The following is a 2,523-nucleotide window of genomic DNA, read 5'->3' on the forward strand; positions in this document are numbered from 1 at the left end:
CGACGGCCGGTGGAATCCGCTCCCCCGGCCGGGCACGATGGCACCGTGACCACCGCACGGAACACGGACCCTCCGCGCAGGCGCGGGCGCAGGCCCGTGGGGCAGGACACCCGGGCGGCGCTGCTGGAGGCCGCGCGGGCGATGTTCGCCGAGAACGGGTACGACCGCGCGACGGTGCGGGCCATCGCCACCAGGGCCGGAGTGGACCCGGCCATGGTCAACCACTGGTTCGGCGGTAAGGAGGGCCTGTTCGCCCGGGCCGTCCTGCACGTGCCGTTCGACTACCGCGAGATCGTCGACCGCGTCACCGCGGACGGGCCGGACCGCCTCGGGGAGAACATCGTGCGGACGTTCGTCACCATCTGGGACGGGGCGGGCGGTGACGTGTTCGCGGCACTCGTGCGCGGAGTCAGCACGCATGAGCAGGTTCTCGGCGTGCTGAAGGACACGCTGGTCGACGCGATGCTCGCCGAGGTCGTCCGCACGGCGGGGGCCGACATGCCGGACCTGCGTGCGGCGCTGTGCGCCACGCAGGTCGTCGGACTCGGCATGATGCGTTACGTCGTCGGGCTGGAACCGGTGGCCTCGACCGACCTCGACACGCTGGTCGCGACCGTGGCACCGACGCTGCAGCACTACCTCACCGGCGACCTCTCCCCGGGGGCGAGCGGCGCAGGGCCGTGACCTCGCCTCCCCGTGTCCCGGGTCGTCACGCGCCGGGGCCGGTGTCGGACAGCAGCACCCGCTCGTCCGTGTCGAAGCACGACCGGGAGCCGGTGTGGCACGCGGGCCCGGTCTGCTCGACGCGCACCAGCAGGGTGTCGGCGTCGCAGTCCCGCCGCACCTCGCGCACGTACTGGGTGTGCCCGGAGGTCTCCCCCTTGACCCACAGCGTGCCCCGGCTGCGGGAGAAGTAGGTGGCGCGGCGGGTGCTCAGGGTCCGGTGCAGCGCCTCGTCGTCCATCCAGGCCACCATCAGCACCTCCCCGGTGGCGTGCTCGACCACCACGGCGCACACGAGGCCGTCTGCGGTGCGCTTGAGCCGGTCCGCGATCGCCGGATCGAGTGCGCCGCTCACCGGATCACCACGCCGTCGGCGCGCAGCGCGTCCTTGACCGCGCCGAGGGTGAACTCCTTGAAGTGGAACACGCTCGCCGCGAGGACGGCGTCGGCGCCCGCGTCGACGGCGGGCGGGAAGTGCGCCACCTCGCCCGCACCCCCGCTGGCGATCAGCGGGACCCGCACCGCGGCGCGCACCAGCCGGAGCAGCTCCAGGTCGAACCCGGTCCGGGTGCCGTCGGCGTCCATGGAGTTCAGCAGGATCTCGCCGACCCCGAGTTCCTCGCCACGCGCCGCCCACTCGACCGCGTCGATGCCCGTGCCCCGGCGTCCACCGTGCGTGGTGACCTCGAACCCGGAGGCCGTGGGTGTCCCGTCCGCGGGCACCCGGCGGGCGTCCACCGACAACACCACGCACTGCGCCCCGAACCGCCGGGACGCCTCGCGCAGCAGCTCGGGGCGGGCGACGGCGGCGGTGTTGATACTGACCTTGTCCGCACCCGCCCGCAGCAGCCGGTCCACGTCGTCGGTGCTGCGCACGCCCCCGCCCACGGTCAGCGGGATGAACACCTGCTCGGCCGTGCGGCGGACGACGTCGTAGGTGGTCTCCCGGTCACCGGAGGAGGCGGTGACGTCCAGGAAGGTCAGTTCGTCGGCGCCCTCGGCGTCGTAGACGCGGGCGAGTTCGACCGGGTCGCCCGCGTCGCGCAGACCGGTGAAATTGACGCCCTTGACCACCCGGCCCGCGTCCACGTCCAGGCAGGGGATGACTCGCACGGCGACGGACATGCCGTCAGCCTACCCAGGCGGCCGCGCGGGCCGTCCGCAGGCCGCGCGGCACCGGAGGAGCAGGACACACCGGGGATCACCCGGACGTGTGCGCACGAGGTGCCTCTCTACAGTGACCCCATGACACTCGGCCCGATGCCCGACGCGCGGACCGTCCACGAACACCCTTCGCCGGACGGTGCGCCCGGGGCGGGGCCCCGACGTGGTGTCCCCCTCGCTCCCGTCGCCGCGGTCGCCGCGGGCACCGCCCTGATCGGGTCGCACGCGTGGCGGTACGGCAGCTGGTTGATCGACGACGCCGCGATCACCTTCGCCTACGCGCGCAGTTTCGCGGAGGGATTCGGGTCGGTCGTGCAGCCGGGGGCCGAGCCGGTGGAGGGCTTCTCCAACCCGACCTGGTTGCTGTTGCTGGTGTTCGGGCGCGTGGTCGGGCTGTTCGACCACGGCACCCTGTTCGGTATCCCGGACTACGTCCTGTACCCGAAGCTGCTCGCGCTGCTGTGCTGCGCGGGGGTTCTCACCGCGTGTCACCGGGCCGCGCGGCGGGTGCTGTCCCGCCCCTGGCTGGTGCCACTCGTGGTCGGTGCCCTGCTCGCGGCGATCCCGTCGTTCGTGATCTGGAGTTTCTCCGGACTGGAGAACGCGCTCTACGCACTCGTTCTCGTCGGCCTGGCG

3 protein-coding genes and 1 pseudogene are annotated in these 2,523 nt (G+C 73.1%); 2 read left to right on the plus strand and 2 right to left on the minus strand.

What is annotated here, in order from left to right; translation table 11 throughout:
- Positions 1 to 45 precede the first annotated feature (45 nt).
- A complete protein-coding gene (locus tag SACHA_RS0106005) occupies positions 46 to 684 on the plus strand; it encodes a TetR/AcrR family transcriptional regulator (protein WP_028662933.1) in 639 nt (212 codons plus the stop codon).
- A 25-nt stretch (positions 685 to 709) separates the two neighbouring features.
- On the opposite strand, the gene hisI is transcribed toward SACHA_RS0106005, so the two are convergent.
- Entirely contained in the window at positions 710 to 1,078 is a 369-nt protein-coding gene (hisI, locus tag SACHA_RS0106010; RefSeq protein WP_019807973.1) for a phosphoribosyl-AMP cyclohydrolase, read from the minus strand.
- Complete coding sequence (hisF, locus tag SACHA_RS0106015; RefSeq protein ID WP_019807975.1) at positions 1,075 to 1,848, minus strand: imidazole glycerol phosphate synthase subunit HisF; 774 nt, start codon at positions 1,846 to 1,848, stop codon at positions 1,075 to 1,077. Before hisF ends, hisI begins: the two co-directional genes overlap by 4 nt.
- A gap of 120 nt (positions 1,849 to 1,968) precedes the next feature.
- Between hisF and SACHA_RS25000 the strand changes: the two are divergent.
- Positions 1,969 to 2,523 (plus strand): annotated as a pseudogene (locus SACHA_RS25000) (hypothetical protein); the annotation flags it as partial.

The sequence above is a fragment of the Saccharomonospora halophila 8 genome, assembly GCF_000383775.1.
GTDB classification, from domain to species: Bacteria; Actinomycetota; Actinomycetes; order Mycobacteriales; family Pseudonocardiaceae; genus Saccharomonospora; species Saccharomonospora halophila.